This window comes from Rhodopseudomonas sp. RCAM05734 (assembly GCF_052658035.1).
Genome location: NZ_CP199742.1, coordinates 6,285,705 through 6,311,261, shown reverse-complemented (window position 1 = coordinate 6,311,261; position 25,557 = coordinate 6,285,705). Strand labels below are relative to the sequence as shown.

Sequence of the window (25,557 nt, the reverse complement as noted above, 5' to 3'; positions counted from 1 at the left end):
CTCCGGCTCCCCCTCACCCGAAGCCTCGCTGTCGCTCGGCTTAGACCTCTCCCCGCAAGCGGGGAGAGGTTAGCAAGGCGCCGTGAATTCTACCCGCCCCTCGACTCCACCACCTTGCGGCAGGAGTCGGACAGTTTCGTCTTGTTGGCGCGCAGGCAGGCATTCATCTCCGGCGGCTTGCCTATGTGCTCGGCGCAGAATCGGCCGGCATCGGAGCGGCAGGCGAGCTGCTCTTCGCGGCTCGGCCCGGATTGCGACAGCGCTGACGATGCGGCTGCCACCGTCACGATGGCGATGCCGATGGAATTCCTGATGATGGACCAGATCATGGAGCGACCTTTCGGTTGTTGCTGAGCTGACTCGCGTTTCGACCGCTTCACCATGGCGGGGCAGGCGAGACCGACCAATGCCATATTCGTGGCATGGATGATCGCGCAATCGCAGGGACGATCGCGCAATGCGCGATCGTTCTCCCATTTTCATGGGATTTTCCATCGCACGCCGCCGTCGCAAGGATCACCCCGCGTCGGCTGCAGCGACCGACCAGTCCCGCGCAGCGCCGGACGTCCAACAGGGAGAGATGACATGCTGAGCAAGACAGGATGGGTGCGCGCCGGACTGATCACGACGGCGCCCACGATCTCGCTGGGCGCCGGACAGGCCCAGGCGGTGGTGGTGTGCAAGACCGCCGGCGTGCCGCAGGGCTGCGTGGCGCGCGTCGGCGCGCCGGTCGTTGCGGCGACGCGGGTGGCCGGCGTCGGGGTCGGTGCGCGCGGCGTCGGCGTCCGCCCGGGTACGCCGTGGAATCGCGGCGGTCCGGTCAACCGCGTCGGCCGCCGCTGACGCTCGGCGGATCAGCCGGCGGCGTCGCCGTCGGGAAAGCGGCGCGGCAGCACGAGCTTCACCCTCGTGCCGCCGGCGTCGGAGGCGAGCTCCAGCGTCGCGCCGCAGCGCGCGGCGCGGCTTTTCATGTTGCGCAGGCCGCGCGCCGAGCTCGCGCCGGCAGCCGCGGCGCCGTCCGGCGCCAGCGCGAAGCCGTTGCCGTCATCCGCGATGGTGATGCAGCCATAGTCGCCTTGCGCCGGGTCGGTCAGCGTCTCGATCGTCACCGTGATCCGTCGTGCGCCGGCATGCTTGATGGCGTTGGTCAGGGCCTCATCGAGCAGCCGCACGATCTGGATGACGTGCCAGGGCCTGAGCTCGGGGTGCACCGGCAGGCCCTGCGGCGTCAGCGTCTGCCAGTGCAGAGTCATGTCATGCGGACGCAGTTGCGCCGTGGCACGCTCGCGCCACGATCCCAAAGCCAGCATCAGGTCGCCGCCGATATCGTCCATGGCGTCGATCACGAGGCGGAGGTCCTTCAGCGCGGCGCGCGCGGCCTCGCCGATCGGGGCACCGGCATTGTCGCGTTCGCTGAGTGCGACGATGCTGACGAGTTGCCCGCCGAGTCCGTCGTGGAGGTCGCGCATCAGCCGGGTGCGCTCCAGCGCCAGCGCCGCGGCGCGGGCGCGCTGTTCCTCGCGCGCGAAGCTGGCCTTCAGCTTGTCCTCGGCCTCGCGCACCAGCGTCACCATGTTGCTGGCGAAGCTGTCGACCTCGTTGAGCGCGCGTGCGAAGCGCCAGGTGAGCCCGGCGCCGATCGCCACCAGCAGCGCCGAATAGGACAGGCGAGACACGAAAATCCGGCCGTTGTCGATCACCTGCAGAACCCCGAGGATGTCGCTCACCCAGCAGGTCAGCGCAATGGTGGCGGCGCAACCCAGCATCAGGCTCGCAATGTCCTGTCGCCGGAGCACGGCGCGTGCCACGACGATAGCCATGGCCGACAGGCAGAGTCCGACGGTTGGCACGCCGACCCAGACGAACATGCTGCGCACCAGCGGCTGGCCGCCGAACAGCCCGACGACGACCACCAGCAGGCCCGGCGCAAAGATCAGCCAACCGTAGCGTGGCCAGGTCCCCTCGAAGAACAGAATGGCAAATGTCAGAAACAGCGCGCCCTCGATCGGCGCCGAGGCAATCAGCGTCGCGTTGAGCCGGGAGAACGCAGACGGCTCCATCGGCGTCGGCAGGAATGCCTGCACGGCGCCGATCGCCATGGCGGCGGCGAGCACGCCGTAAGCCCGCTCGTGGCGCCGCATCAGCCACATGATGGTGAGGATCACCGCGAGGATCGCCTGCCACGCGGAGAACACCACCGGCAGAGTGATGAACCGGCGGATGCGCTTGTCGTAGACCCGACGCAGCACCTCGTCGGGTCCGAGATAGACGGGATCGAGATAGCCGGTCAACGGTCCCCAGACGAACAGCCGGATCGACAGCACATTGTCGCCCTTGTGCAGCAGCGAGGCGGGGATCACCGCGATCTCCGGTGTGTTTCGGTCGGGCCGGTTGGCGGCGGGGTCGCGGCGGCTGTCGAGGATCGCCACGCCATTGACCGCGACTTCGACGCCGTTGGTGAAACGCGGCAGCAACACCGACCATGCGCGCGGGTCGTCCGGTTCGCTGAAGCGCGTGGTGTAGACTGGCGGATCGTGCATCGCGAAACGCGAAGCGGTGAAGTGCGGCAGCGTGACGGCGCGCTCGCTGCCGCTTTCCCTGAGATCGAACGCGGTCAACCGCAAGGATGCCGGCGGCTCCGGCTGCGGCTGGCGCAGCAGCAGCACGAACACGATTGCGATCAGCGCCTGCAGCGCCAGATATGGCGCCAGCCGCAGTTTGGGCGCGTACCAGCCCCAGGCCCGGGGTGCGAACGCAAACGGTTTGTCCGCGGTTTCCGTCACAGCTTGATCAGGCCCTGTTGTACCGCCTCGAACACCGCCTCGCCGCGGGTGTGAACCTCGAGCTTGCGGTAGATGTTCTTGATATGGCCGGGCACGGTCTGCTTGGACAGGCCGAGATGGCCGGCGATCTCGGCGTAGCTGAAGCCCTTGGCGATACCCCACAGGATATCGATCTCCCGCGGCGTCAGCCGGATGGTGTTGAGCGCCGGCAAGGCCGCGGGTTCGGCCTGGGTCTGGGTGCGGCGCACGATGAAACGCGCGATCGACGCCGAGATCGGCGAATGCCCGGCGACCAGCTCGTGCACGGTGGCGGCGATGTCGGTCGGAAAGGCGTCCTTGAGCAGATAGCCGGTGGCGCCGACGGTGATCGCGGAGATCACGCTCTCCTCGTCGCCGAGGATCGAGATCACCATGATCTCGGTATCGGGAAAACGCTGCCGCGTCTCGCGGATCAGCGCGCTGCCATGGCCGTCGGGCAGTTGGAGGTCGGTCAGCAGCACGCGCGGTGCTTTCTGGGAAAGCGCACTGCGCGCCTCGGCCAGCGTCGCGGCTGCCGTGACCTGGAATCCGGCCTGCGTCAGCGCATCCTGCAGCCGCCACAGCGTCGGCGCATCGTCCTCCACGAGCAACACCGTGATCGCCTGCGCAAGGCGCTCGTCACCTGGCAGCGTCATGCCATCGTCCCCGACTGCTATTCCGGTCGCACAGAGAAGATTAGCCCCGCCGGTGCGCGTTGCGACAGCCATATTTATGGGGGCGGGTCTTACTTAACCTCTCCCCGCCTGCGGGGAGAGGTTAGACCCGTGCGCGCGGTGGCGCGATGCCCGTCAGCAGCACGGCATGTCGAGATAGTACTTGGTCACGCCCGGCTGCAGCGCCGCCAGTGCCTGGATCATCCCGGCATTGGCGGCCATGCCGGCGCGCATCTTGTCCAGCACTTCGGCGCGCACCGCCGGCAGGTCGACGCCGAGCACGCGGCCGTCCGTCACGATGCTGCGTCCGCCGACTATCAGCTCGCGGATGTGCGCGCGGGTGGCGCGGGAATACAGCACATGGAGCGGGTCGAGGTCGTCGCGGAGGCCGTCATTGTCGAGCGCCGCCCAGTCGAGCAGCAGCAGGTCGGCGGCGGCGCCCGGCTCGATGCGGCCGCCGTCGTTGACATTGGTGACCGCGAAGCGGCCGTTGCCGACCGCCTGTTGCAGCGCCTGCAGCCGCGTGGTCTGCAGGTCGAAGCCGGTGCCGGCGTGCAGCAGATAGGACAGCCGCAACTCGCGCAGCGCATCGTCGTCATCGTCCAGCGCCTTGCTGTCGATGCCCATGGCAACCTTGCAGATCGACTTGTGCATCTGCGGCACCGGCGCCACGCCGGAATGCAGATGCAGGTTGGAGCTGGTATTGACCGTGATGGTGACGTCGCGCTCGGCCAGCAGGTCGAGCTCATACTGGTTGGCCCAGGTGCAATGCGCCAGCGTCAGCCGTGGCGACAGCAGGCCGATATTGTCGAGCATGCGCACCACGCCGTGCGGATAGGTCTCGTCGGCCCAGGCGCGCTGGTATTTGGTTTCCAGCAGGTGCATGTGGACGCGGCGGCCGGTGCGCTCCGAGGCTTTGGCGATGGCCTGCAGCAGTTCGTCGCTGCACCACTGCACGCCGTTGGGGCCGTATTGCACGTTGAAATGCGGGCTGTCGGCAGCGGCGGCGACGTCGTCCACCAGCTTGATGTAGTCCTGCGGCGACAGCGGCGGCTTCAGCAGCCGCGCCTCGATCTCGCGCCGCGCTTCGGCCGGCAGCGCCGCCAGCAACGGCCCGGCATCGCCGTAAACCAGCGGGTTGCGGTCCTTCATCGACACCGCAAATCCGGCGCGGATGCCGACGTCGCGCGCGGCGCGCGCCACCTCGGCGACTTCCGTGGGCAGGTCGGTGAGGCCCTGAGCGCGGGTGTAGTGGTTCATCACCGTGCCGGCGCCGCCGAGCGCGCTGTTGGCATAGGACATCGCTGCGGCCAGATAGGGATCCACCGCGGGAAACAGCCCGATATAGTTGATCCAGATCTCCAGCGGCATGGCGTCAGCGCCGATCGAACTGGTGCGCACCGCGCGACCGTGATCGTGGGCATTGACCAGTGCCGGCATCGCCAGCAGCTTTTCAGCCGCGGCGCTTTTCGACGGCGTGACCGCAGCGATCGCGTCGCCCTTGATGGCAATCGTCTGCGCGCCGAGCGATCCTGTGGGGCCGATCACATGGGTGCAATCGATGGTGCGGGTGGGGTCGGTCATACCGTGATCTCCGAACGTTTCAGCGAGTCGTCCCCGCCCGGCGCGCCTTTGGCGCGCGCAGGGCGTGGACCCATACGCCGTGCAGATATGAGTCATGGGGCGGGTGCCGGTCTGCGACCACGGGCCCGGAGGTTATGGGTCCCCGCTTTCGCGGGGACGACATGTAGAGTCTGGGTGCCTTACACCGGCACAGTGCCGCGTCGTGCTTTAGTTCGCAACCGTCGGCGGCACGCGATCGGCCTTGGCGGGGAGGAACCCGCGATCGAACACATCGCCTGATGCTGGCACCTTCGGCAGTTCGAACGACGCGGCGACGGTGGCGATGGCCGAGGTCAGACGCTTGTCGCCGACGTCGCCGAGGCCCAGCTCGCGGGCTTCCGGCGTGTCGATCAGGGTCTTGTAGACATAGAGCAGGCGGCGCTTCTCGATGTCCTTCTTGATCAGCGACTCCTCGGCGGCCAGCAGGTCGATGGCGGCGTCGGGATTTTGCACCGTCTCCTTCAGCGCGCGGTTGATCGCGCGCAACAGGCCCTTGACCGCCTCGGGCTTCTCCTTCGCCAGCTTCGGCGACACCATGATGCCGTTGGAATACAGGTCCAGCCCATAGTCCGAATAATACATCCAGCGGAAATCCTTGTCCGGATCGAGCTTGAGCGACACCAGGTTCATGTAGCTGGTAGCGGTGAACACGGCCACGGATTCCACCTGGCCCTGCAGCAGCATCTGCTCCTGCAGCGCCGGCGATACCGTGGTGAGGTTGATCTTGCCGTAGTCGACGCCGTTCTGCTTGGCCAGCAGCGGCAGCAGCTTGACGGAGGCGCCGCCGGCCGGTGCGCCGAGCTTGGAGCCGGCGAGATCCTTCAGCGTCTTGATCGGGCTGTCGGCCTTGGTCAGCAGCGCGAACGGCGCCTTGCTGTAGATCATGTAGACCATCACGGGTGCTTCGCCGGGCTTGGTCGCGGCATTCTGGATGATGGCGTTGATGTCGCCGAAGCCGGCGTCATAGGCGCCGGACATCACGCGGGTCACCGTGGCGGCCGAGCCCTCGCCCTGGTCGATGGTGACGTCGAGGTTCTCGTCCTTGAAGTAGCCCTTCGCCTTGGCCCAGTAGTACGGCGCGTGCACGCCCTGGATCTTCCAGTCCAACGTGAACTTGATCTTGGTCGGATCTGCTGCCGCAGCACCTGACGCGAAGGGCACGGCGAGACTGCCGGCGATGAGAAGGGACGTCAGGATACAGCGCATGTCAGGTCTCCGGTGAGGGCGGGGTGGTGATTGTTGAAGCAGAACGCTGGGGGCGGCGGCGTTCACCTCTCCCCGCACAGCGAAGCGAAGCTTCGCCAGGCGGGGAGAGGTCTGATTGCGGCGATGCGCAGCATCGCGCGATCCGGGTGAGGGGGACTATCGCGTGAAACACCGGCTCCCCCTCACCCGACCGACTTCGCTGCGCTCGCCGGTCGACCTCTCCCCGCAAGCGGGGAGAGGTGAAGAGCGCCGTCGTTGCTTTGTGGATTGCTACCTAAAGCCATTTCGGCACGTCGGTTTTCTGGAAGTGCCGCAACTTGTCGAGCAGCGCCGCCGGCTCCGGATCAACGCAGATCGAGTGGCGGTGCGCAGCCGGCAGGAATTTCGTCACCACCATATGATCGATGAAAGCGAGGAACGGCGCGAAGAAGCCGGCGATGTCTAGCAGGCCGACCGGCTTGTCGATCTCCGAGAGCTGGTTCATGGTCCAGACCTCCATCATCTCTTCCATGGTGCCGATGCCGCCCGGCAGCGCGATGAAGGCATCCGCCAGCTCGGTCATCCGTTCCTTGCGGTTGCGTAGCGTGCCGACCGTCTCGCTGCGGGTCAGCGCGGCGTGCGAGTGGCCGCGCGCAAGCAGGCGCTCGGTGATCACGCCATGGGCGCTGCCGCCGGCCTTGAGCACGGCATCGGCGACCACGCCCATCAGCCCTTTGGTGGTGCCGCCATAGACCAGCGTGATGCCGGCCGCGGCGACGGCGGCGCCGAGCTTCGCCGCGCCCTCCGCATAGACATCGGACTCGCCGAAGTTGGAGCCGCAGAACACGGCCACGCTGTTGATCGCACGCGCGGCCATCAGCGCTTGGCCTGTTCGAGCAGCGCGAAGGGCATCATCACATGGATGCCCTTGCTGCGGTTGACCAGCTGCGTGACATGCATGTCGGCGGCGAGGCTGCAGAGCATGTAGGCGTCGTCGGCGGTCAGCGTGGTCCTTGCCACCACCAGCGCGATCATCCGCCGCAGCGCGACGCGGGCTGCCTCGTTGAGATCCTCGTCGAAGGCCATCGAGATCAGATGGGTTTTTGTCTCGGCGTAGGGTGCCTCGAGATTGGCGCCTTTCACCAGATCGATCCTGAAGGTGCCGGTCAGGCCAGTCTCCACCGCAGTGAGGCAGACCTCGCCGTCGCCCTGCGCGGCATGGCCGTCGCCGCACGAGAACAGCCCGCCTTCCACCGCCACCGGCAGGTACAGCACCGCGCCGGCGCCGAGTTCCTTGTTGTCGATGTTGCCGCCGAATGTCGACGGCATCACCGAACTGACACGGCCGACGGCGGGCGCGGGGGCTGCGCCCATCACGCCGAAGAACGGCTGCGCCGGCAGCGCCATGCCCCATGATGTGTGCACCACGCCCTTGGCGCGATCGATGCCGTGATGGACGCGGCGCGCATGGGGGAAATCGTCCGGCAGCGTGCCGAAGCCGGGCTTGAACAGGTTAAAACCCCAGTCGTCGGCGAGCTGCACGTCGAGGATTTCGACGCGCAGCGCGTCGCCGGGCATCGCGCCCGTAATCGCCACCGGGCCGGTGAGCAGATGCGGCCCGACCTCCGGCTTCACCGCGGCGTGGATCGCGGTCAGTTCCGGCCGCACATTCATGCCGGGCTGCGCCGGCAGGTCGTCGGGGGCGCCGCTGACGCTGTTGATGACGATGGTGTCGCCGGGGTTGATGGTCGCGACCGGCTTCAGCGCCGCGTCGAAATGGCCCCAGTGAACGGTGGAAGGCGTGGGAAGAAGGGTCTGTGTCATCTGTTGTCCTCAGCCACCGGCGGCAAATGTATCGCTGCGCACGGCCCAGCCGGTCACCCGTGCTTCGATCAGCGAGAAGATGACATACAGTCCGACGCCGAGCGCGGCGAGAATAAACAGCCCGGCGAACACCAGCGGCACGTCGAAGGAGGAGGAGGCGATCATCATCAGGTTGCCGATGCCGCGGTTGGAGGCCACCGTTTCCGAGATCACCGTGCCGACGAAGGCGAGCGTCGCCGCCACCTTCAGCGAGGCGAAGAAATACGGCATGGTGCGCGGCAGGCCGACATTCCACAGGATCTCCATCCGGGTCGCGCGGAGCGTCTTCATGACGTCCTGCAATTCCGGCTCGGTGGCGGCAAGGCCGGTGGCGACGTTCACCACGATGGGGAAGATGCACATGATCATGGCGGTGAGGATCGCTGGCACGGTGCCGGCGCCGAACCACAGCACGAAGATCGGCACCACGGCGACTTTCGGGATCGACGAGAACCCGACCAGCATCGGATAGGCCACGTCATAAGCGAGCTTCGACGAGCCGATCAGCGCGCCGAGCAGAATGCCGATGACGATGCCGAGGGCGAAGCCGACCATGGTGGTGTACAGCGTCTGCACCGCGTGCGGCATGATCGCCGGAAACCGCGTCCACAGCGTGATAAGCACCTGGCTCGGCCGCGGCAGCACGATGTCCGAGACGTGGAACATCAGGCACAGCAATTCCCAGGCAACGAAGAAGCCGATGATGCAGGCGGTGGAGAGAATGCGGCGGCGCGTGGTCTCGCTCATGACGTGGCCTCCTGCACGGCGCGGGCGGCGACGATGCGCTCGCGCAGGCGCTGGGTCAGCGTGACGAATTCCGGTTCGAACGACACCTCGATGGTGCGCGGCCGCGCGAACGGCACCACGCTGTCGTCGACGATGCGGCCGGGGCGCGCCTGCATGACGCAGATCCGCGATGCCAGGTAAGCGGCTTCCTTGAGGTCGTGGGTCACCAGCAGCACGGTCGGCTTCTTCTCGATCCACAGGTTCTGCATGATCTCCCACAACTCCTCGCGGGTGAATTGATCCAGCGCGCCGAAGGGCTCGTCGAGCAGCAGCAAAGTGGGATCGTGGATCAGCGCGCGGCACAAGGACGCCCGCTGCTGCATGCCGCCGGACAGCCGCCAGGGAAACTTGTCGCCGAAGCCGCCGAGCCCGACCTGCTTCAGCGAGGCCTCGACGCGGTCGCGATACTCGGTCTTGCGCTTGGCGCCGAACTCCGCTTTGAACGGCGGCACGATCTTCAGCGGCAGCATGACGTTGTCGCGGATGTTCAGCCACGGCAGCAATGTCGGGTTCTGGAACGCCATACCAATCCGCGCGGCGCCCGCGCCAATCTCGCGGCCGGCGACGAACACATGGCCCTGCGAGGCACTCAGCGTCCCCGCCACCAGCTTGAGGATGGTCGATTTGCCGCAGCCCGATGGCCCGACCAGAGCGACGAACTCGCCGTGGTCGATGCGCAGCGAGGTTTCCTCCAGCGCGGTGACAGCATGTTTGGAATCGCCGAAGGTGACCCGGACCTTCTCCAGCTCGATCACATTGTCCGCAGCGCGGGGTTTTTGAACTGCGACCGGAGCGTTCATCGGATCAGGCTTTCTGCGCGGTGATGGCGGCCATGGTGCTGTCAGTGTTTCGCGGCTCCGGCACCGGCATCTGCTGGATCGCATGCACCGAACGGCCGGTGCCGCGCGCATCCTCCTGCAAGATTCGGTCCTTCATCGCGAAACGGCCGCGCACGATGGTGTGGATCGGCAGCGCGCTGGCGGCGCGGCCGTGCCACGGCGAGATCTTCGACGTCGACTGGATCGCGGCATCGTCCACCGTCCACTTGCGGTTGAGATCGACGATGGCGATGTCGGCGTCGGAGCCGACCGTCAGCGTGCCCTTGCGCGGATACAGGCCCCAGACCTTGGCCGGCGCCTCGGCGCTCCAGCGCACATAGTCCTGCAGCGTGGCGCGGCCCTTGTTGATCTCCGTCAGCATCAGCGGCATCTGGGTCTCGACGCCCGGGAAGCCGCAGTCCACCGTCCAGATGTCGGCCCGTGTCTTTTCCTCGGGCGCATGCGGCGCGTGGTCGGTGGCGATCATGTCCACAGTGCCGTCCATCAGTGCGTCCCAGATCGGCTGCTGGTTGGGCCTCTCGCGCACCGGCGGATTGACGCGCACCACGCCGCCGAACTTGTCGTAGTCGGTCTCGTCGAGCAGCAGATATTGCGGGCAGGTCTCGCCGGTAATGTCGACGCCGCGCGCCTTGGCCTCGGCAAGTGGACGCAACTCGGCCGCCGACGAAATATGCAGCACGTGGATGCGGGCGCCGGTCCATTCCGCCAGCGTCGCGGCGCGCTCGACTGCTTCCACCGCGACCACCGCAGGCCGCGCCGCCAGATGCGCGATCGGCTCGGTGCGGCCTGCGGCGCGTAATCGCGCCTCGCGGCGCTCCATGATCGAATTGGTCTCGGCATGCAGCGAGATGCGCTTGCCGGTGGGCGCCACCACCTCGAAGGCTTCCAGCATCGCGCCGGTCGACGGCGAGGGGATGCGGCCGAAGGTGTTGCCCATGTACAGCTTGAAGCCGATCACGCCGCCGTCGATCAGCGCCGGTACATGCGCGATGCTGTCCTCGCCGAGCACGGCGTAGAGCCCGTAATCCACATAGGCCTTGGCCGAGGCGATGGCGTGCTTGTCGGCCAGCGATTGCGCATTGTTGATGGTCGGCAGCGTGTTGGGCATGTCGAACACGCAGGTGATGCCGCCGAATGCCGCCGCGGCGGTGCCGCTGGCAAAGTCTTCCTTCTGCGGATAGCCGGGATCCCTGAAATGCACGTGGACGTCGATGGCCCCCGGCAGGATGTGCAGCCCGCTGGCGTCCAGCGTCTCTTTTGCCGGCGGCATCGCATCCGCCGCGCCGATGGCGAGAATCCTGCCGTCCTTGATGGCGATGCTGGCGGAGTAGGTGGCATCCGGCGACACGATAGTGCCGCCGTTGATGACGAGGTCTGCGATCATGGTCATGTCTCCGCTCACAGCATGGCCCAGCCGCCATCGACCGGCAGGTCGACGCCGGTGATCTGGCGCGACACGTCGCTGGCCAGAAACAGGCAGGCATTGGCGACGTCCTGGTCGACGGTGACGCGCTTCAGTGCATAGTCGGCGGCATGGCGCTCGGCGGCTTCTTCCTCGGAGATGCCGAGCTTCAGCGCCATGTCGCGACAGACCTTGTCGCGGAAGCGCGGGCCGTCGACCATGCCGGGCGCCACGCAGTTGACGTTGATGTTGTGCTGGCCGACCTCGAGCGCAAAGCTCTTGGTGATGCCGCGCAGGCCCCATTTGGACGCCGAGTAGGCGACACGGCCTGCACGCCCGCGCATGCCAAAAGTGCCGCCGACATTGACCACCTTGCCGTAGCGCTGCGCGATCATGCTGGGCAGTGCCGCGCGCATGGCGTGGAAGCAGCCGTTCATGTTGAGGGTGACGATCTCGTCGAATTCCTCCGGCGTGGTCTGCACGCCGGTCTTGCCGATCGGCCCGGAACCACCGGCGACGTTGACGAGGATGTCGATGCGCCCGCCGAACGCCTGCTTGGCGGTCTCCACCGCGGCGTCGCATTGCTCGGCCCTGGTCAGGTCGCAGGCGATCACGACGGCCTGGCCGCCTTTGGCCTTCACTTCGTCGGCTACCGGCTGAATCGCGGCGGTGTCGCGGCCCATCAGCGCCAGCTTGCAGCCTTCGGCAGCGAAAGCGAGGCTGATCGCGGCGCCCATGCCCTTGGCGGGGCCGGTGATCAGCACGACGCGGTTGTCGAGGGAGAGGTTCATGGAAATGACTTTCTGCGGTTTCACTCAGCCCTCATCCTGAGGAGCGCGCACTTGCGCGCGTCTCGAAGGATGAGCGCCACAATCCCTCATGGTTCGAGACACGCGCCCAGGGGCGCGCTCCTCACCATGAGGGGTCTCGTTCTCACATCGCCGCCTTGATCGCCGTCGGCCGTTCGCTGAGCGGCGGCATGAAGCTGCGATCAAAGATCTCGTTCACCTTCGGCGTGCGCGGCAGTTCCTTGGCGCTGACCAGGATGTCGATGGCCTTGGCCATTCTGATATCGCTGATGTCGCCGTGGCCGATCTTGGCGATCTCCGGGGCATTCATCTCGTCGGCGAAGGTGGCGTTGAGGCGCGCCAGTTCGACGTCCTGCTTGATCAGCGATTCCCGCTTGGCGACGGCGTCGACGGCCGCCTTGGGATCGGCCATGGCGTCCTTGATGCCGTGGTTGAGCGCCTTGAGGAAGCCCTTCACCGCGGCCGGATTCTCCTTGGCGAATTTGCGCGAGACGATGATGGCGTTGGAATACAGGTCCATGCCGTAGTCGCCGAACTTGATGAAGCGCAACTCCTTGTCGGGATCGACGCCGATCAGCTTGGCGCTGAAGCGGATGGTGGTGATGTAGCCGAACACGCCGTCGACCTGGTCCTTCATCAGCATCTGCTCGCGCAGGTTCGGCTGCATGTTGGTGATCTCGACCTTGGCGCAGTCGATCTTGGCGGTGGCGCACAGCGCCGGGAACAGTTTCAGCGCGCCGTCATTGGCGGCGCCGCCGAGCTTCTTGCCGATGAAGTCGGCCGGCGTCTTGATGGCGCTGCCGGCCTTCACCGCCACGGTGAAGGGCGGCCGGTTGTACATCTGGTAGACGCCGATCGGCGCCTCGTCGGGCTTCTTGGCGGCCAGTTCGATCAGCGCGTTGATGTCGCCGAAGCCCATGTCATAGGCGCCGTTGGCGACCTGCGGCACCGCGGCGCCGGAACCGTTGCCCTGGTCGAAAGTGACGTCGAGGCCTTCCGCTTTGAAGTAGCCACGGTCGTCCGCGAGGAACAACATGCCCTGCGGCCCCTCGTACTTCCAGTTCAGGATCATCTTGATCCTGGTCTGTGCCTGGGCGGTGGCGAAAGGGCCTGCGGTTACCGCCAGCGCGAGCGCAAGCGTCCGCAGTCCACGAAATCCATGGTGTCCGATCATCGCTGTTGTCCTGTTGAAGCCTGCCATCCCTGGCCGTGCTGGCTTCAGCGCGGCCGCTCCTCGGACAAGTAAAGCCTGTTCCAGTGAGCTTATCTGCTGCTATGTTTCTGACGGAGCGGTGCCGAAAAGGCATCACTCGGAATTCGTCCGGAGACGCCATGCGGCACCTGAAACTGCTGACCCATGTGGTGGAGGTAGCGCGGTCGGGCTCGATCCGCCGCGCCGCTGAGCTGTTGAACCTGACGCCGTCGGCGATGAACCGGCGCATCCAGGATCTCGAGGCCGAGGTCGGCACGCCGTTGTTCGAGCGCCGGCCGCGCGGAGTGAAACTCACCACCGCCGGCGAGATGTTCGTGCGCTATGCGCGCAGCCAGATCGCCGATGCCGAGCGTATGAAGTCGCAGGTCGAGGATCTCAGGGGCCTGCGCCGCGGCCCGGTGCAGATCGCCTGCAGCCAGGCGCTGGCCCATGATTTCCTCGCGGCGCGCATCGCCACCTTTCGCGAAAAACATCCGAAGGTGGTGTTCGATCTCAAGGTGATGGACCACGAGCGGGCGCTGGCGGCGCTCGCCGCCTACGACGTCGATCTGGCGCTGGTCTATCGGCCGGCGATGTGGCCGTCGCTGCGGGTCATCGCGCATATCCCACAGCGGCTGGCAGTGATCTGCCGCGCCGATCATCCACTGGCGGCGAAGAAGATGCTGCGGCTGTCGGATTGCGCCGACTATCCCGCGGCGCTGCCGGACCGTACCTTGAGCGGTCGCCAGGTGCTCGACGAGGTCACCGCGCGGCGCGACCTGCGGCTCAACATGCTCGCCGAATCCAATTCGTTCGAAATGCTGCGCGGACTGGTGTTCCGCTGCAACATGATCTCGTTCCAGATCGAGATCGGCGCACCGACCGGCGATCTCGGACTCGGGCTGGTCAGCCGCCCGGTCGACGTCCGCGACGTGCCGACCGCCGACCTCGTGCTGTGCCGGCTGCGCGGCCGCACCCTGCCGGTTGCCGCGGCGACGTTTGCCGAGATTTTGGCGAAGAGCCTGAACGAGATGAAGGCGGGGTAGGCGCGCTGTCGCCCTTCGTTTCCCGGGCGCGCGACCGCGTCGTTCGTGTCCCGGTCGCACTGTTGCTCTTCGTGTCCCGGGCGCGCTGCAGCACAGGCGATGCGCAGCATCGCCGACGGTGCTGCTGCGCAGACCCGGGACCCAGCTTGCTTGATGTCAACAAGCTGGGCCCCTGGATCTGCGGCGCACCACGCCGCAAGCGCGGCGCAGTGCACCGCGTCCGGGGTACGGAACGGCAGCGACAGGCGCGCAGAGAAAATATTCCGAAATTCCTCTTGACGGTTTCCCATCTAAGATTATAATCCCTCGCATCCCGCCCCACCGAGAGGGGCGTATCGCGATCGTCAGGTTCGCGGGGCGGGGTGCGGTGGACGCAGCAGCGTCAGGCGCGGAATTCGGTTCAGGGCTCGCCAGAATGGCCAGTGAGAACCGGAGGAAGCGCAGACGACAGCGCTGCGCGGACGGCGAAGGCGTGTGGTCCTGGTGCCCCGCGTGAGCACCAAGCCCGGTGGAGAGTCCGCGGCAACCCGTCCGCGGAACACCCTCAACCGGAGGCGACGGCGACGAGAAACCGTGTCGGCCGCCGGGGAGAGCACGCAATAAGCCGTTAACACCATCGCGCGCGGAACGCCGGATCAGTCCGGTGTGACCGTGGCAAGCCTTGTGCGCTTACTACACTTTGCGCACAAGCCCATGGGTGCATCGGGCACCCGGCGTTCCGCGCGCCCTCTCGATTTCGAGGGGGCAAGGGAATGCAGCACACCCCGGGCGCGCAAGCGTCGCGGGATTGTTGTTGCTTGGCTGTTTGACAGTTGAATCGGATGTTCAGGCAAGGCGCCTGAAGAATCCCTCCCCCGGAGCGCGGCGCAGCCGCGCGAGGCGGGGAGGGTCGGCCGAACAAAGGCGATGCGCAGCATCGGCGAAGTGGAGGCCGGGGTGGGGGCGCGCCACGCGCTGCAGTGTTTGCTGCGCGTCCCCCACCCGACCGCGCTGCGCGCGGCCACCCTCCCCACCGCGAAGACGCGGGGGGAGGGGAAAAGGAAGAGCGCACTACCAGATCAGCTCGGCCGCTACGCCCGGAAGATGGTGAACCCCAGGATCAGCAGCACCACGAAGATGATCACGAAGATATAGAACAGCACCCGCGCCACGTCGGCCGAGGCCGCCGAGACGCCGGTGAAGCCGAGAATGCCGGCCACGATCGACACGACAAAGAAGATCAGGGCCCACTTCAGAATGCTCATCGCTTGACTCCGTTGCTGCGGGACAAAACGCCACATGCCGGTGAAAGTTCCGGCGGCGGAACGCGCGGCGGGAGGGGAGCGCCGCTGCCGGCAGGGGCAGCCGCAGCGCCGCTCTAAACCCCATATTAACCAAGGGATCGGTAAATGAAGATGCGCGAACAGCGCGTTAGCCATCGTGACGCCCGGTCGGCAAGAGCTTTCGGAACTGCGGTTCCGGTATCCGGCAAGGGGGCGGCGGCGACGGTTGACGATCGCGGCGCGCGATGCGCTATTTGGTCGGTCGCGAGGGCATCCTGCCGGATTAACGTAAGCGCCAAAATTCGTTTGTGCCGCCTTGCTGTTGATCTATGAGATTCGGCGGGTTCGGCGTTGGCCGGGCCGGCAAGAGGTACGAGATGCGCGTCGCGATTGTACATGACTGGCTGTATGTCGTCGGCGGCGCCGAGCAGGTCCTGCGTGAGATCCTGCACTGCTATCCCGATGCCGACGTGTTCACCCTGTTCGATGTGCTGACGCCGGAAGATCGCGCCAAGATCGGCATCAGGCAGACGCACACCAGCTTCCTGCAGAAGATGCCGTTCATCGCCAGCCGCCATCGCTCCTATCTGCCGCTGATGCCGCTGGCCATCGAGCAGTTCGATTTCTCCGACTACGATCTGGTGATCTCGTCGAGCTATGCGGTGGCCAAAGGAATCCTGACCGGGCCGAACCAGGTCCACGTCGCCTATGTACATTCGCCGATGCGCTATGCCTGGGATCTGCAGCACGCTTATCTCAAGGAAAGCGGCTATGCGCGCGGGCTGAAGGGCATGATCGCGCGGCTGATCCTGCACAACATCCGGATGTGGGACGCGCGCACCGCGCACGGTCCGGACGTGATGATCGCCAATTCGAGATTCGTGGCGCGCCGGATTCTGAAGATCTACGGCCGCGTCGCCCAGGTGGTGTATCCGCCGGTGACCCTGTCGGCGCTATCAGTAGAACTGCCGGTCGGCCGGCATTTTCTCGCCGCCAGCCGGCTGGTGCCCTACAAGAAGATCGAAGCGGTGGTGCGCGCCTTCGCGGACCTGCCGGACGAACAGTTGATCGTGGCCGGCGACGGCCCGGAGGCGGCGCGCCTCAAGGCGCTGGCAACGCCGAATGTCAGCTTCGCCGGCTTTGTCAGCGACGCCGAGCTGCGCCGGCTGATGGCGACGGCACGCGCCTTCGTGTTCGCGGCGGAGGAAGACTTCGGCATCATCGTGGTCGAGGTGCAGTCCGAGGGCACGCCGGTGCTGGCGCTGGGACGCGGCGGCGCGCGCGAGACGGTGTCGACCGCGCTCGGCCGCCGCACCGGCATGCTGTTCGACACGGCGGAGCCTGCAGCGATCGCCGAGTGCGTGCGCGCCTTCGTGGCGCAGGAACAACTCTTCTCGCGCGACGACTGCCGGGCGCAGGCCAGCCAGTTCTCTGCCGAGCGGTTTCGTGCTGAGTTCATGGCGGTGGTCGAAGGCGCCATGGAGCAGAGCCGCTCCGGTCTCGACGTCAAATCCGGCCGTCCACTGCCATCCCGTGTCTCAGCCTGATGGCCGCAATGACTGATAGGCACCCAACCACAATGGACGCGACTGACAGCAACGAAACCCGGGAGCCGGGTCTGGTGCAGCGGATCTGGCAGCGCCGCGGCCTAGTCGCCGCAGTGCTTGGCGGCGTGCTGGTGCTGACGGTCATCGCACTTCTGGTGCTGCCGGTGCGCTACCTCGCCACCGGCTCGGTGATCGTCGCCGAGCAGGAGCTTGGCAACAACTCGACCTCCGCGGCCTGGGCACAGAAGATCGGCGATCCCGCCGACCTCGAGAGCCAGTTGCTGGTGATCCGCTCGCCGCGGGTGATGCGACTGGCGATGGCGCTGCCCGGCGTGCTCGATGCCGCGGTCGCAGATTGTCGTGCCGCCCGCGGCGGAAGCATCTGCGATCGGATGCAGACCGACAGCGCAGACTTCGTCGACTACGTGCAGAACCGCTACGCCATCGGTGCCGTCGGCCGCTCGCGGGTCATCAATATTTCCTACCAGTCGTCGATCCCCGAGGTCGCGCAGACCATGGCCAATGCGCTGACCAACGCCTTCCTCGAGGACCAGCGCGCCGCCGGATCGAACAGCCGCGAGGTCGCGGCTTCGTGGTTGCGCAAGGAACTGGCCCAGCTCGACACCCAGTTGCGCGACGCCGATGCCAAGATCCAGGCATTCCGGCGCAACAAGGGCCTGGCCCGCGGCGCCACCGCGCCGATCAGCTCGGAGCGCCTGACCAGCATCAGCCAGCAACTGTCGGTGGCCGAGGCGGCGCGCGCCGACGCCGCGGCGCGGCTGCAGGAAATCAAGGCCAACCAGTCGCGCGGCGCCAGCGACGCGCCGTCAGTGCTGTCGAGCCGTGCGGTGGCGGATCTGAAGCAGCAGCTCACGGTGGTGAGTGCACAGCCGGCGAGCCAATCCAACGTGCTGGGCCCGCGGCATCCGGCGCTGCGCGCGCTGGAGCGCGAACGCGACCTGGTGCAGCAACGGCTGACTGCCGAGATCGCCAGCATCGCGGCGAGCGCGCAAAAGACCTATGACGCCAATGACGCGCTGGTGACCTCGCTGCGCAAGCAGGTCGATGCCGTGAAGGCGGAGGTCGGGTCGGCCACCACCGACGAGGCCTCGATCGAGAGCATGGTGCGCGACACCGAAATCAAGCGCCAGCAATATGCCGAGCTCTACAAGCGCACCAGCGAGCTGGAGACCGAGCGCCGGGTATTGCTCGGCAGCACCCGGCTGGTCAGCCTCGCGGAGTTACCGAACAAACCGTTCTTCCCGAAAAAGATCCCGTTCCTCGCGGCCGGCGGGACCATCGGCCTGCTGCTGGCCCTTGCTGCCGTGCTGTTCGGGGATCGGCTGAAGCCCGCCGCCGCCTGGCTGCCCACACGCCCGGCCTTGCCGCGCAAGGCCGCGCCGGTGGCTGCGACACCGGCCGTCGCTGTCGCTCCGCCTGCGGCCGCTTCTGCGATCGCCGCGCCGGCAAAGCCGGCCGCGCCATTGCCGGCAATTCCGGCGCCGGCTGCTGCTCCGCCGCTGTCACCGGCAGCGGCGCCGACGCCGCCACCGGTCACGGCCGCCGTTGCGAAACCGGTCGCGACACCGGTTGAGCGCGCCACTGAACTTTCCGTCGTGACCGGCGCGTCGATCCTGGCGCGGCTGCCGGTGATCGCCAATGACGTGCCGGAGTCGCCGATCAGTGCCATCCTTGCCGGGCAATCCGGCCTGTCGCTGGTCCGCTCGCTCTCGGTGGCGCAGCAGGACCCCGCCTATCAGGCGGCGCTGCGCGATCTCGCCGCTGGCCTGGCGGTTGGGGCCAAAGCCGGGGCCTGCCAGAAGATCCTGATGACCGCGCCTGGCGCGGGCGAGGGCAAGACATTCCTGACGCTGGCGCTGGCGCAGCATCTCGCCATCGCCGGGCGCAAAGTGCTGGCCGTGGAATGCGACTTGCGCACGCCGCGCTTCGAGGCGGCGCTGGCGCTTGCCGGAGGACGCGGACTGCAGGCCGTGCTGCTCGGCGACGCCCAACCGGGCGACGTGGTGGTCCGCACTTCGATTCCGAATCTGGACGTGATCGCCGCCGGCCCGGCCTCCAGCCAGTTCGATCTGCTGCGCCGCAGGCAGATGTCCGACCTGCTGCTGTGGAGCCAGAGTTACGAAGTCGTGCTGGTCGACGGTCCGATTCCGGCCGTGCTGATGGATGTCGGCGTGCTGGCGCGGCAGGTCGACGGCGTGCTGCTCAGCATGCGGGCCGGCAGTTTCTCCATCGGCGAGGCGGTGGCGACCACCAGCGCCATCAAGGCGGCCGGCGGCAAGGTGCTCGGCATCGCCATGACCATGATGAAGCCGGATGCGTCCGCCCGTCCGGCCGAGCCGGCGGTCGATGCCTATCTCAGGGCGACGTGATGCCTGCGCCGCGGGTGATGTTCGTCAGTCACACCGGACAGGTCTCGGGCGCCGAACTGGTGCTGCTCGACGTGGTGCAGCCCTGGGTGGGCGCGTCGGCCTTTCTGTTCGAGGACGGTCCGCTGCGCCAGGCGCTGGCAAGCCGGGAACTCGACGTCACCGTCTCGCGCTGGGGCCAGGGCCTCGGCGGCGTGCGACGCGACAGCTCGATCCTCAGGGTGGTGCCGCTGGTCGGTCGGCTCTGCGCCATCGTTCTTGAAGTCGCCCGCGCCGCGCGCAGTCGCGATATCGTCTACGCCAATTCGCAGAAGGCCTTTGTGCTCTCCGCTATCGCCGCCACCCTGGCGCGGCGCCCGCTGGTCTGGCACCTGCACGACATCATCAGCGGCGTCCACTTCGGCGCCATGCAGCGCCGCGTTCAGGTGTTGCTCGCCAATTCTTGCGCATCGAAGGTGATCGTGCCGTCGCAGGCCGCGGCGGCCGCCTTCGTCGCCGAAGGCGGCCGCCAGGATCTGGTCGAGGTCATTGCCAACGGCCTCGACGTCACGCCGGAAAGCCAGTCGCCGGCCGAGATCAGGCAGCAACTGGGATTGCCCACCGGCCCGCTGATCGGTGTGTTCAGCCGGCTGGCGCCGTGGAAGGGACAGCACGTGGTGCTACAGGCGCTGGCGCAGCTGCCCGGCGTGAGCTGCATCATTGCCGGCGACGCGCTGTTCGGCGAACAGGCCTATGCGACGCGTCTCAGCAAGCTCGTGGATGAACTTGGTCTTGCCGACCGCGTCCACTTTCTCGGCCAGCGCAGCGATGTGCCGCGGCTGATGAGCGCCGTCGATGCGGTGATCCATCCCTCGATCGATCCCGAACCGTTCGGCCGCACCCTGGTCGAGGCGATGCTCGCCGGCGTGCCGGTGATCGCCACCGATGCCGGGGCGGCGTCGGACATTCTGGAAGCCGGCAAGGCCGGCACGCTGGTGCCGCCCGACGATTCCGAGTCGCTGGCGCGCGCGGTGAAGCGGGTGCTGTCGCGGCCCGCCGACCTCAACGGACAGGTCGCTTACGCAGTCGCCCGTGCGCGTTCGCATTACGGCATGGCGCAGATGCTGCAATCCATCTCCGGCGTGATCGGTCGGTTGGGCGCGGGAGCCGCGGCATGAGCGTGGGAGCAGTTCCCGCGTTCCGTATCGGCATCTGGCCGCTGCCCGGCTGGCTGGCCGCAGCGGCGCTGATCGTCGGAACGGCTGTGCTCGGCGGCGCGCTGGGCGGCCTCGCCAAGCCGCTGTTCGTGCTCGGCTGTGCCGCGCTCGGCTGGTACGCATGGCAGCAAGGTGCGGCCTCGCATCTGCAATCCATGCTGGTGCTGTTTGCCTTCGCGCCGTTCGTGCGCCGGGTTGTCGACCTGTCCGCTGGCTTCGATCAGTCCGGCCTGCTGCTGATCGGTCCGATGCTGGCCATCCTGGCGCCGGCGCCAGGACTGCTGCGATTGCTGAATTCGTCGCGCGGGCCGAGCCCGGTGATGGTGCCGCTTCTGGTGGTCGGCGGCTGCGTCGCCTATGCCACCGCGCTGTCGATCATGCAGGCCGACTGGATGAGCGCCGCCTCAGGGGCGTTGAAATGGACCGCACCGCTGATCTATGCGGCGGCGCTGATCGCACATGCCGACCGCGACGAAATGGTGCAGGCGGCAGCCCCGGCGTTTCTCATCATCCTGCCGATCATCGGCATCTACGGCATCTTCCAGTATGTCGACCCGCCGAGCTGGGATATTTACTGGATGCAGCTCGCATCGATTCCCTCGGTCGGCCAGCCGGTGCCCTACGGTGTTCGTACCTTCAGCACGATGAACGGGCCGGCGAGTTTCGCGACCTTCACCGCGATCGGCCTGATCGTGGTGTGCTTCTCCCGGCTGCGCTGGGAATTGCTGCTGCTGGTGTGCCCCGCCGCCTTCGCTCTGCTGCTGTCGTCCTACCGCACGGCGTGGATCTCGCTGGCGGTCGGCATCCTGTTCTGCCTGCTGTTCAACACCACGCGCCGCAAAGCCGGCTTCATCCTGGTGGGGACCGTGGCGGTGGTCGTTCTGGCAGCGACGCTGACGCCGTTCGGCGACATGATCAGCGATCGCTTTGCCTCGCTGGGCGAGGGCGCAAAGGACGGCAGCGCGCAGGAGCGGATGGATGAATTCGTCACGCTGTGGAACATGCCGGACAGCTCGCTGATCGGCTCAGGCTTCACCACCACCGATGTCGGCAGCGCGGGAGCGATGCCGGTCGACGGCATGATCGTGGCTTGCTGGCTCATGATGGGCATTGTGGTCGGCCTGGTTTGCCTGACCGCATTGGTCTGGGCGGCGCTGACAACGCTGTGGGTGGCGTGGCAGGACGGCGGAGCGGAGGCGATCGTCATCGGCGCGCTCGGCTGCGGCGCGCTGGTGCGGCTGCCGCTGGCCAATATCACGTCCGGTGAGAATGGCTTCTTCTTCTGGACCTTTGCGGTGCTGCTGTCGTCGGCGCCGCGCTTCCTTCACGGCGGGGATGCAGAGACGATTTCTTAACAATGAACGGAATTTCGAGTGGCCGTCACCATTTGGCGCCGGTGATGCGAATGTCGCGATTAACCTTCTCGTCGATATCTGCCGAATGCGGCGCTTCGGACATTTTGTCGCTCGGCCTCGACGCGGCGGCGCGTGATAGGATGCTGCTCGCCGGGGTTGTTTGAATTGATCGTTTGTATTCGGGATAGGCAGCCGGTTTCGGCTCGGGAAGCTCGTCAATGAAGCAGATATTGTCAGCGATGGCGAAACGGATGGCGGCCTCCGAGACATTGGTCCGGCCGATCACGATGGCTGCCGACCTTTTCACCGGCACGCGTGGCTGCCTGATGACGTTTCATCGTGCCGCGCCTTCAAAGGTTTGGGAGACCCTGCCGAACCGCGATTTCTATCTCGATCTCGATTTTCTCGACACCTTCCTCTCATATCTGACGGAGCGCGGCTGGGATGTGGTGACGATGGAGGAGGCGCTGCGTCGCGCCCAGCTCGGCAAGCCGAATGACCGTTTCGTCAATTTCTCGGTGGATGACTGCTACCGCGATACGTTCGAGGAGGTGGTCCCGCTGTTTCGCCGCCATGGCGTTCCGGTGACCCTGTTTGTTACTACCGGCATTCCCGACGCAACGCTGGCGCTGTGGGCCGCCGGACTCGAGGATGTGCTGCTGCGGCACGATCGGGTGGCGCTGGAGGACGGTGATATCGACGTCAGCACGCCGGAGCGCAAGCAGGCGGCCTTTCACCGCATCGCGGCGGCATGGGACGGTCCGCAGGCCGCTGGAGAATATGCAACGTTCTGCAAACGCAACGATATCGACATCGAGGCGATGCACTGGAAGCACGCGATTTCCTGGGAGATGCTGGAAGCGCTGCGCGACGATCCGCTGGTCGAGATCGGCGCACACACCGTCAGCCACGCCCGGATTTCGTCGCTGGCGCCAGCGGATGCGCTGGCCGAATTGCAGGGCAGCCGCGAACGGTTGATCGAGCGGCTCGGCGTCGCGGCCCGACACTTTGCATTTCCCTATGGCCGCGCCTTTGATTGCGGGCCGCGCGATTTCGACATCGCCCGCCGGGCCGGATTTGCCAGCGCGGCAACGACGCGCAAGGGGCTGGTACGCAGCGGACAGCAACCGTTCGAGCTGCCGCGCAACACGATCAATGGCGGCCATCGCAGTCTGGCGACGATGGAGCTTCATCTGACGGGCGTGACCGGCGCCGCGGCGCGGATGACCGGGCGTGTCTAGACAAGCTCGTCTGAAAATTCTGTCGATCGCCCATCCGGCGGTGAGTAGCGAAGGCGGTCGCCTGCGCTACCATTCGCTGGCGGCGCGCGACGATGTCGACGTCCATCTTGTGGTGCCCGCCGTCTGGAAGGAGTTTGGCCGCAGCTTCGTCGGTACGCCGTCCGACGATCCCGCGCTGAAGATTCATGTGCTACCGATCCGGCTGCCGCGGGCCGGCCCGATGGGGTGGTATCTGCATTTCTATCCTGGCCTGCGCCGGCTGATCCGCGAAATCGATCCGGATGTGGTGCATCTGTGGGAGGAGCCGTGGAGCGTCGTGGCGCTGCAGGCGCGCGTGCTGAAGGGGCGCGCCGCGCTGGTGATGGAGGTCGACCAGAACATCCTCAAGCGCCTGCCGCCGCCGTTCGAGGCTATCCGCAAGCAGGTGCTGCAGCATACCGATCACGTGCTGTCCCGCAGTCCGGACGCCACGGCGGTGGTGCGCGCCCGCGGCTATCGCGGTCCGGTCACTCCGATCGGCTACGGCGTCGACCTGACCAGCTTCTTCCCCGCACCGGATATGCCGGTTGCAGAATCCATGCGATCCGGCCTGCGCATCGGCTATGTCGGTCGGCTGATCGAGGAAAAGGGCCTCGACGATGCGCTCGATGCGATGGCGCGCGCGGCGGTCCCGGTCTCGTTGGCGATCATGGGGGAAGGCCCGCATGAGGACCGGCTGCGGCAGCGCGTGACGGAACTCGGCCTCGGCGAGCGTGTCAGCTTCCAGGGCTGGGGAACGCCCGCCGAGGTCGCGTCATTCATGCGCAGCCTCGACATCATGGTACTCCTCACGCGGACAACCAAATCCGTACGCGAGCAATTCGGCCGGGTCATCGTCGAGGCGCAGGCCTGCGGCATTCCGGTGATCGGCTCGGAATGCGGCGCCATTCCCAGCGTGGTCGGAGATGGCGGCTGGATCGTGCCCGAGCGCGATCCCGGGGCACTGGCGAAGCTGCTCGAACAGGTCGCCGACGATCCCGCGCTGCGTAGCGCTCGGGGGACCGCGGCGCGGCACAATGTCGAGGCCCGGTTCACCTACGAGGCGGTATCGCATGTCCTGGCGTCGGCCTGCCTCGCCGCCGCCGGCAGGGGGCAGTCATAGCGGCGCCGGCAGCCTTGGGTTCGGCTGCCGACCGCAACCGCGGTCGCGACAGGATTTGGTTTGGCAGCATGCACCTGCTTCAGCAGTTCGATGTACTGCGCGCCGATGTGGTCCCAGCCGTAATTCAGCGATGTGGCGCGCGCACCGTCGCGCATGCGCTCCATCAACGCGGCGTCGGAAAATGCGCGACCGATCTTGCCGGCAATGTCATCGGCATTCCTGGCAATCCGATAGCCATTCACGCCGTCGACGAGATAGTCCTCGATGCCGCCGACCGGAGTGGCGAACACCGGCACCGAACAGGCCATCGCCTCCATGCAGACCAGCGAGAAGGTCTCATAGGCGGTGGGCAGCAACAGCGCGTCGGCTGCGGCATACAGCGCCGGCATGTCGCACCGTGGGCCGGCAAACACAAGGCGACTGCCGGCGGTGGGGGCGAGCTTGCGATAGGGAGCGGGGTTGTCCGAACCGACCACAAGCAGCCAGACATCGGAACCGAGACGCTCCAGCGCGCCGATCGCATGGGCCAGCCCCTTGCGTCGAAATTCATGTCCGGCGAACAGCAGCAGCCTGGCGTCGGCGGGAATGCCGAACTCCCTGCGAATGGACAGCCGGGCATCCGGGTCCAGCCTGAAGCGGCCTATATCGATGCCGTTGGGAATGATGCGGATGCGCGACAGCGGCACCGAATAGAGAGATTGCAGTTCGGTGGATACGCGGGGCGACACAGCCACGAACATCCGGTAGCGCAGGCCACCGATCATCCACCGCTCGCGCAGGCCGATCCACAGATGCATGGGATTGAGCAACCACCACCAGATGTTGGCGTTGCGCTTTTCGGCAAGGCTTTGGGCGTTGACGGCATGGACCACCAGCACGTCGCCCTTCAGGCTGTCACCATGGCTGAGGACTACCGCGTTGGGATGTCTGGCGATGGCGCGGGTGGCCAGGATGGTGAAGATAGGTACGACGAACAGGCGACCGAGGTGTCGCAATACGCCACGGGTGGGAATGTGCGACAACCAGGGCGCGATCCGCTCGATGGTGGTGCCGCTGGCGACCGGACCGTCCACTGCGCTGGCCAGCACGGTATTCGGGATCTTGGCACGGCCGAAAGCGCGCGCCAATTCGAAGGCTACGGTTTCGACGCCGCCGACCGTACTCAACTCCTGCACAATTTGGACGATCTCGAATGTCATGGTCCGTAG

23 protein-coding genes are annotated in these 25,557 nt (G+C 66.6%); 8 read left to right on the top strand and 15 right to left on the bottom strand.

Features of this window, described 5'->3' with window-relative positions; all coding sequences use genetic code 11:
* Nucleotides 1-89: 89 nt before the first annotated feature.
* Nucleotides 90-329 carry a hypothetical protein gene (locus tag ACUXVA_RS29820; protein ID WP_265082317.1) on the bottom strand — a complete coding sequence of 80 codons (240 nt, stop codon included), beginning with the start codon at nucleotides 327-329 and terminating at the stop codon, nucleotides 90-92.
* 256 nt (nucleotides 330-585) lie between these two features.
* Between ACUXVA_RS29820 and ACUXVA_RS29815 the strand changes: the two genes are divergently transcribed.
* Complete coding sequence (locus ACUXVA_RS29815) at nucleotides 586-843, top strand: hypothetical protein (RefSeq protein WP_265082318.1); 258 nt, start codon at nucleotides 586-588, stop codon at nucleotides 841-843.
* Nucleotides 844-854: 11 nt separating this feature from the next.
* Here the strand turns inward: ACUXVA_RS29815 and ACUXVA_RS29810 are convergent, their stop codons facing one another.
* The 11 genes from ACUXVA_RS29810 to ACUXVA_RS29760 all read right to left on the bottom strand — a co-directional run bounded on the left by ACUXVA_RS29810 (nucleotide 855) and on the right by ACUXVA_RS29760 (nucleotide 13,156).
* Nucleotides 855-2,717 carry a sensor histidine kinase gene (locus tag ACUXVA_RS29810; protein ID WP_445493370.1) on the bottom strand — a complete coding sequence of 621 codons (1,863 nt, stop codon included), beginning with the start codon at nucleotides 2,715-2,717 and terminating at the stop codon, nucleotides 855-857.
* 62 nt (nucleotides 2,718-2,779) lie between these two features.
* The gene (locus tag ACUXVA_RS29805; protein ID WP_445489853.1) at nucleotides 2,780-3,457 is read right to left on the bottom strand and encodes a response regulator transcription factor; all 678 of its coding nucleotides are present in this window, start codon (nucleotides 3,455-3,457) and stop codon (nucleotides 2,780-2,782) included.
* Nucleotides 3,458-3,610: 153 nt separating this feature from the next.
* The gene (locus tag ACUXVA_RS29800) at nucleotides 3,611-5,059 is read right to left on the bottom strand and encodes an amidohydrolase family protein (RefSeq protein ID WP_445489851.1); all 1,449 of its coding nucleotides are present in this window, start codon (nucleotides 5,057-5,059) and stop codon (nucleotides 3,611-3,613) included.
* Between the two features lie 207 nt (nucleotides 5,060-5,266).
* Nucleotides 5,267-6,304: an ABC transporter substrate-binding protein gene (locus ACUXVA_RS29795; RefSeq protein WP_265082321.1), complete on the bottom strand. Its 1,038-nt coding sequence runs from the start codon at nucleotides 6,302-6,304 to the stop codon at nucleotides 5,267-5,269.
* 274 nt (nucleotides 6,305-6,578) lie between these two features.
* The gene (locus ACUXVA_RS29790; RefSeq protein WP_265082322.1) at nucleotides 6,579-7,160 is read right to left on the bottom strand and encodes an LOG family protein; all 582 of its coding nucleotides are present in this window, start codon (nucleotides 7,158-7,160) and stop codon (nucleotides 6,579-6,581) included.
* Nucleotides 7,160-8,107 carry an acetamidase/formamidase family protein gene (locus ACUXVA_RS29785; RefSeq protein ID WP_445489848.1) on the bottom strand — a complete coding sequence of 316 codons (948 nt, stop codon included), beginning with the start codon at nucleotides 8,105-8,107 and terminating at the stop codon, nucleotides 7,160-7,162. Before ACUXVA_RS29785 ends, ACUXVA_RS29790 begins: the two co-directional genes overlap by 1 nt.
* 9 nt (nucleotides 8,108-8,116) lie before the next feature.
* Nucleotides 8,117-8,893, bottom strand: coding sequence for an ABC transporter permease (locus ACUXVA_RS29780; protein ID WP_265082323.1), 777 nt, complete (start codon nucleotides 8,891-8,893; stop codon nucleotides 8,117-8,119).
* Entirely contained in the window at nucleotides 8,890-9,732 is an 843-nt protein-coding gene (locus tag ACUXVA_RS29775) for an ABC transporter ATP-binding protein (protein ID WP_445489845.1), read from the bottom strand. The genes ACUXVA_RS29780 and ACUXVA_RS29775 overlap by 4 nt, the downstream gene beginning before the upstream one ends.
* Before the next feature lie 4 nt (nucleotides 9,733-9,736).
* A complete protein-coding gene (locus tag ACUXVA_RS29770) occupies nucleotides 9,737-11,161 on the bottom strand; it encodes a dihydroorotase (RefSeq protein WP_265082325.1) in 1,425 nt (474 codons plus the stop codon).
* Nucleotides 11,162-11,169: 8 nt separating this feature from the next.
* On the bottom strand, nucleotides 11,170-11,988 hold the full coding sequence (locus tag ACUXVA_RS29765; protein WP_265082326.1) for an SDR family NAD(P)-dependent oxidoreductase: 819 nt from the start codon (nucleotides 11,986-11,988) through the stop codon (nucleotides 11,170-11,172).
* Nucleotides 11,989-12,106: 118 nt separating this feature from the next.
* Nucleotides 12,107-13,156: an ABC transporter substrate-binding protein gene (locus ACUXVA_RS29760; protein WP_265082327.1), complete on the bottom strand. Its 1,050-nt coding sequence runs from the start codon at nucleotides 13,154-13,156 to the stop codon at nucleotides 12,107-12,109.
* Between the two features lie 158 nt (nucleotides 13,157-13,314).
* Here ACUXVA_RS29760 and ACUXVA_RS29755 point away from each other — a divergent pair, with 158 nt between their 5' ends.
* Nucleotides 13,315-14,220, top strand: coding sequence for a LysR family transcriptional regulator (locus ACUXVA_RS29755; protein WP_445489842.1), 906 nt, complete (start codon nucleotides 13,315-13,317; stop codon nucleotides 14,218-14,220).
* 1,070 nt (nucleotides 14,221-15,290) lie between these two features.
* Here the strand turns inward: ACUXVA_RS29755 and ACUXVA_RS29750 are convergent.
* Nucleotides 15,291-15,464 carry a DUF1328 domain-containing protein gene (locus tag ACUXVA_RS29750; protein WP_265082329.1) on the bottom strand — a complete coding sequence of 58 codons (174 nt, stop codon included), beginning with the start codon at nucleotides 15,462-15,464 and terminating at the stop codon, nucleotides 15,291-15,293.
* 395 nt (nucleotides 15,465-15,859) lie between these two features.
* Between ACUXVA_RS29750 and ACUXVA_RS29745 the strand changes: the two genes are divergently transcribed.
* From ACUXVA_RS29745 to ACUXVA_RS29730, 4 genes are read left to right on the top strand one after another with little or no spacing between them, the layout of a single operon-like run.
* The gene (locus ACUXVA_RS29745) at nucleotides 15,860-17,029 is read left to right on the top strand and encodes a glycosyltransferase (RefSeq protein WP_265082330.1); all 1,170 of its coding nucleotides are present in this window, start codon (nucleotides 15,860-15,862) and stop codon (nucleotides 17,027-17,029) included.
* A 32-nt stretch (nucleotides 17,030-17,061) separates the two neighbouring features.
* Nucleotides 17,062-19,419, top strand: a complete 2,358-nt coding sequence (locus ACUXVA_RS29740; protein WP_445489839.1) for a polysaccharide biosynthesis tyrosine autokinase — start codon at nucleotides 17,062-17,064, stop codon at nucleotides 19,417-19,419.
* Nucleotides 19,419-20,573: a glycosyltransferase gene (locus ACUXVA_RS29735; RefSeq protein ID WP_265082332.1), complete on the top strand. Its 1,155-nt coding sequence runs from the start codon at nucleotides 19,419-19,421 to the stop codon at nucleotides 20,571-20,573. Before ACUXVA_RS29740 ends, ACUXVA_RS29735 begins: the two co-directional genes overlap by 1 nt.
* On the top strand, nucleotides 20,570-21,967 hold the full coding sequence (locus tag ACUXVA_RS29730) for an O-antigen ligase family protein (RefSeq protein ID WP_445489837.1): 1,398 nt from the start codon (nucleotides 20,570-20,572) through the stop codon (nucleotides 21,965-21,967). Before ACUXVA_RS29735 ends, ACUXVA_RS29730 begins: the two co-directional genes overlap by 4 nt.
* 25 nt (nucleotides 21,968-21,992) lie before the next feature.
* Here the strand turns inward: ACUXVA_RS29730 and ACUXVA_RS29725 are convergent, their stop codons facing one another.
* Entirely contained in the window at nucleotides 21,993-22,253 is a 261-nt protein-coding gene (locus tag ACUXVA_RS29725; RefSeq protein ID WP_265083934.1) for a hypothetical protein, read from the bottom strand.
* Between ACUXVA_RS29725 and ACUXVA_RS29720 the strand changes: the two genes are divergently transcribed.
* Both ACUXVA_RS29720 and ACUXVA_RS29715 read left to right on the top strand, forming a co-directional pair.
* A complete protein-coding gene (locus ACUXVA_RS29720; protein WP_265082334.1) occupies nucleotides 22,186-23,208 on the top strand; it encodes a polysaccharide deacetylase family protein in 1,023 nt (340 codons plus the stop codon). The genes ACUXVA_RS29725 and ACUXVA_RS29720 overlap by 68 nt on opposite strands.
* Nucleotides 23,201-24,349 (top strand): glycosyltransferase, encoded by a 1,149-nt coding sequence (locus ACUXVA_RS29715; protein ID WP_445489834.1) that lies wholly within the window; start codon nucleotides 23,201-23,203, stop codon nucleotides 24,347-24,349. Before ACUXVA_RS29720 ends, ACUXVA_RS29715 begins: the two co-directional genes overlap by 8 nt.
* On the opposite strand, the gene ACUXVA_RS29710 is transcribed toward ACUXVA_RS29715, so the two are convergent.
* The gene (locus ACUXVA_RS29710) at nucleotides 24,283-25,548 is read right to left on the bottom strand and encodes a glycosyltransferase family 4 protein (protein ID WP_445489832.1); all 1,266 of its coding nucleotides are present in this window, start codon (nucleotides 25,546-25,548) and stop codon (nucleotides 24,283-24,285) included. The two genes, ACUXVA_RS29715 and ACUXVA_RS29710, sit on opposite strands and share 67 nt — an antisense overlap.
* Between the last annotated feature and the right edge of the window lie 9 nt (nucleotides 25,549-25,557).

Coding starts and splice junctions, on each gene's coding strand:
- ACUXVA_RS29750 (WP_265082329.1), bottom strand. CDS start 15,464: ATGAGCATTCTGAAGTGGGCCCTGATCTTCTTTGTCGTGTCGATCGTG.
- ACUXVA_RS29755 (WP_445489842.1), top strand. CDS start 13,315: ATGCGGCACCTGAAACTGCTGACCCATGTGGTGGAGGTAGCGCGGTCG.
- ACUXVA_RS29790 (WP_265082322.1), bottom strand. CDS start 7,160: ATGGCCGCGCGTGCGATCAACAGCGTGGCCGTGTTCTGCGGCTCCAAC.
- ACUXVA_RS29770 (WP_265082325.1), bottom strand. CDS start 11,161: ATGACCATGATCGCAGACCTCGTCATCAACGGCGGCACTATCGTGTCG.
- ACUXVA_RS29805 (WP_445489853.1), bottom strand. CDS start 3,457: ATGACGCTGCCAGGTGACGAGCGCCTTGCGCAGGCGATCACGGTGTTG.
- ACUXVA_RS29795 (WP_265082321.1), bottom strand. CDS start 6,304: ATGCGCTGTATCCTGACGTCCCTTCTCATCGCCGGCAGTCTCGCCGTG.
- ACUXVA_RS29720 (WP_265082334.1), top strand. CDS start 22,186: ATGAAGCAGATATTGTCAGCGATGGCGAAACGGATGGCGGCCTCCGAG.
- ACUXVA_RS29815 (WP_265082318.1), top strand. CDS start 586: ATGCTGAGCAAGACAGGATGGGTGCGCGCCGGACTGATCACGACGGCG.
- ACUXVA_RS29710 (WP_445489832.1), bottom strand. CDS start 25,548: ATGACATTCGAGATCGTCCAAATTGTGCAGGAGTTGAGTACGGTCGGC.
- ACUXVA_RS29800 (WP_445489851.1), bottom strand. CDS start 5,059: ATGACCGACCCCACCCGCACCATCGATTGCACCCATGTGATCGGCCCC.
- ACUXVA_RS29780 (WP_265082323.1), bottom strand. CDS start 8,893: ATGAGCGAGACCACGCGCCGCCGCATTCTCTCCACCGCCTGCATCATC.
- ACUXVA_RS29735 (WP_265082332.1), top strand. CDS start 19,419: ATGCCTGCGCCGCGGGTGATGTTCGTCAGTCACACCGGACAGGTCTCG.
- ACUXVA_RS29730 (WP_445489837.1), top strand. CDS start 20,570: ATGAGCGTGGGAGCAGTTCCCGCGTTCCGTATCGGCATCTGGCCGCTG.
- ACUXVA_RS29775 (WP_445489845.1), bottom strand. CDS start 9,732: ATGAACGCTCCGGTCGCAGTTCAAAAACCCCGCGCTGCGGACAATGTG.
- ACUXVA_RS29760 (WP_265082327.1), bottom strand. CDS start 13,156: ATGATCGGACACCATGGATTTCGTGGACTGCGGACGCTTGCGCTCGCG.
- ACUXVA_RS29740 (WP_445489839.1), top strand. CDS start 17,062: ATGGACGCGACTGACAGCAACGAAACCCGGGAGCCGGGTCTGGTGCAG.
- ACUXVA_RS29820 (WP_265082317.1), bottom strand. CDS start 329: ATGATCTGGTCCATCATCAGGAATTCCATCGGCATCGCCATCGTGACG.
- ACUXVA_RS29785 (WP_445489848.1), bottom strand. CDS start 8,107: ATGACACAGACCCTTCTTCCCACGCCTTCCACCGTTCACTGGGGCCAT.
- ACUXVA_RS29745 (WP_265082330.1), top strand. CDS start 15,860: ATGCGCGTCGCGATTGTACATGACTGGCTGTATGTCGTCGGCGGCGCC.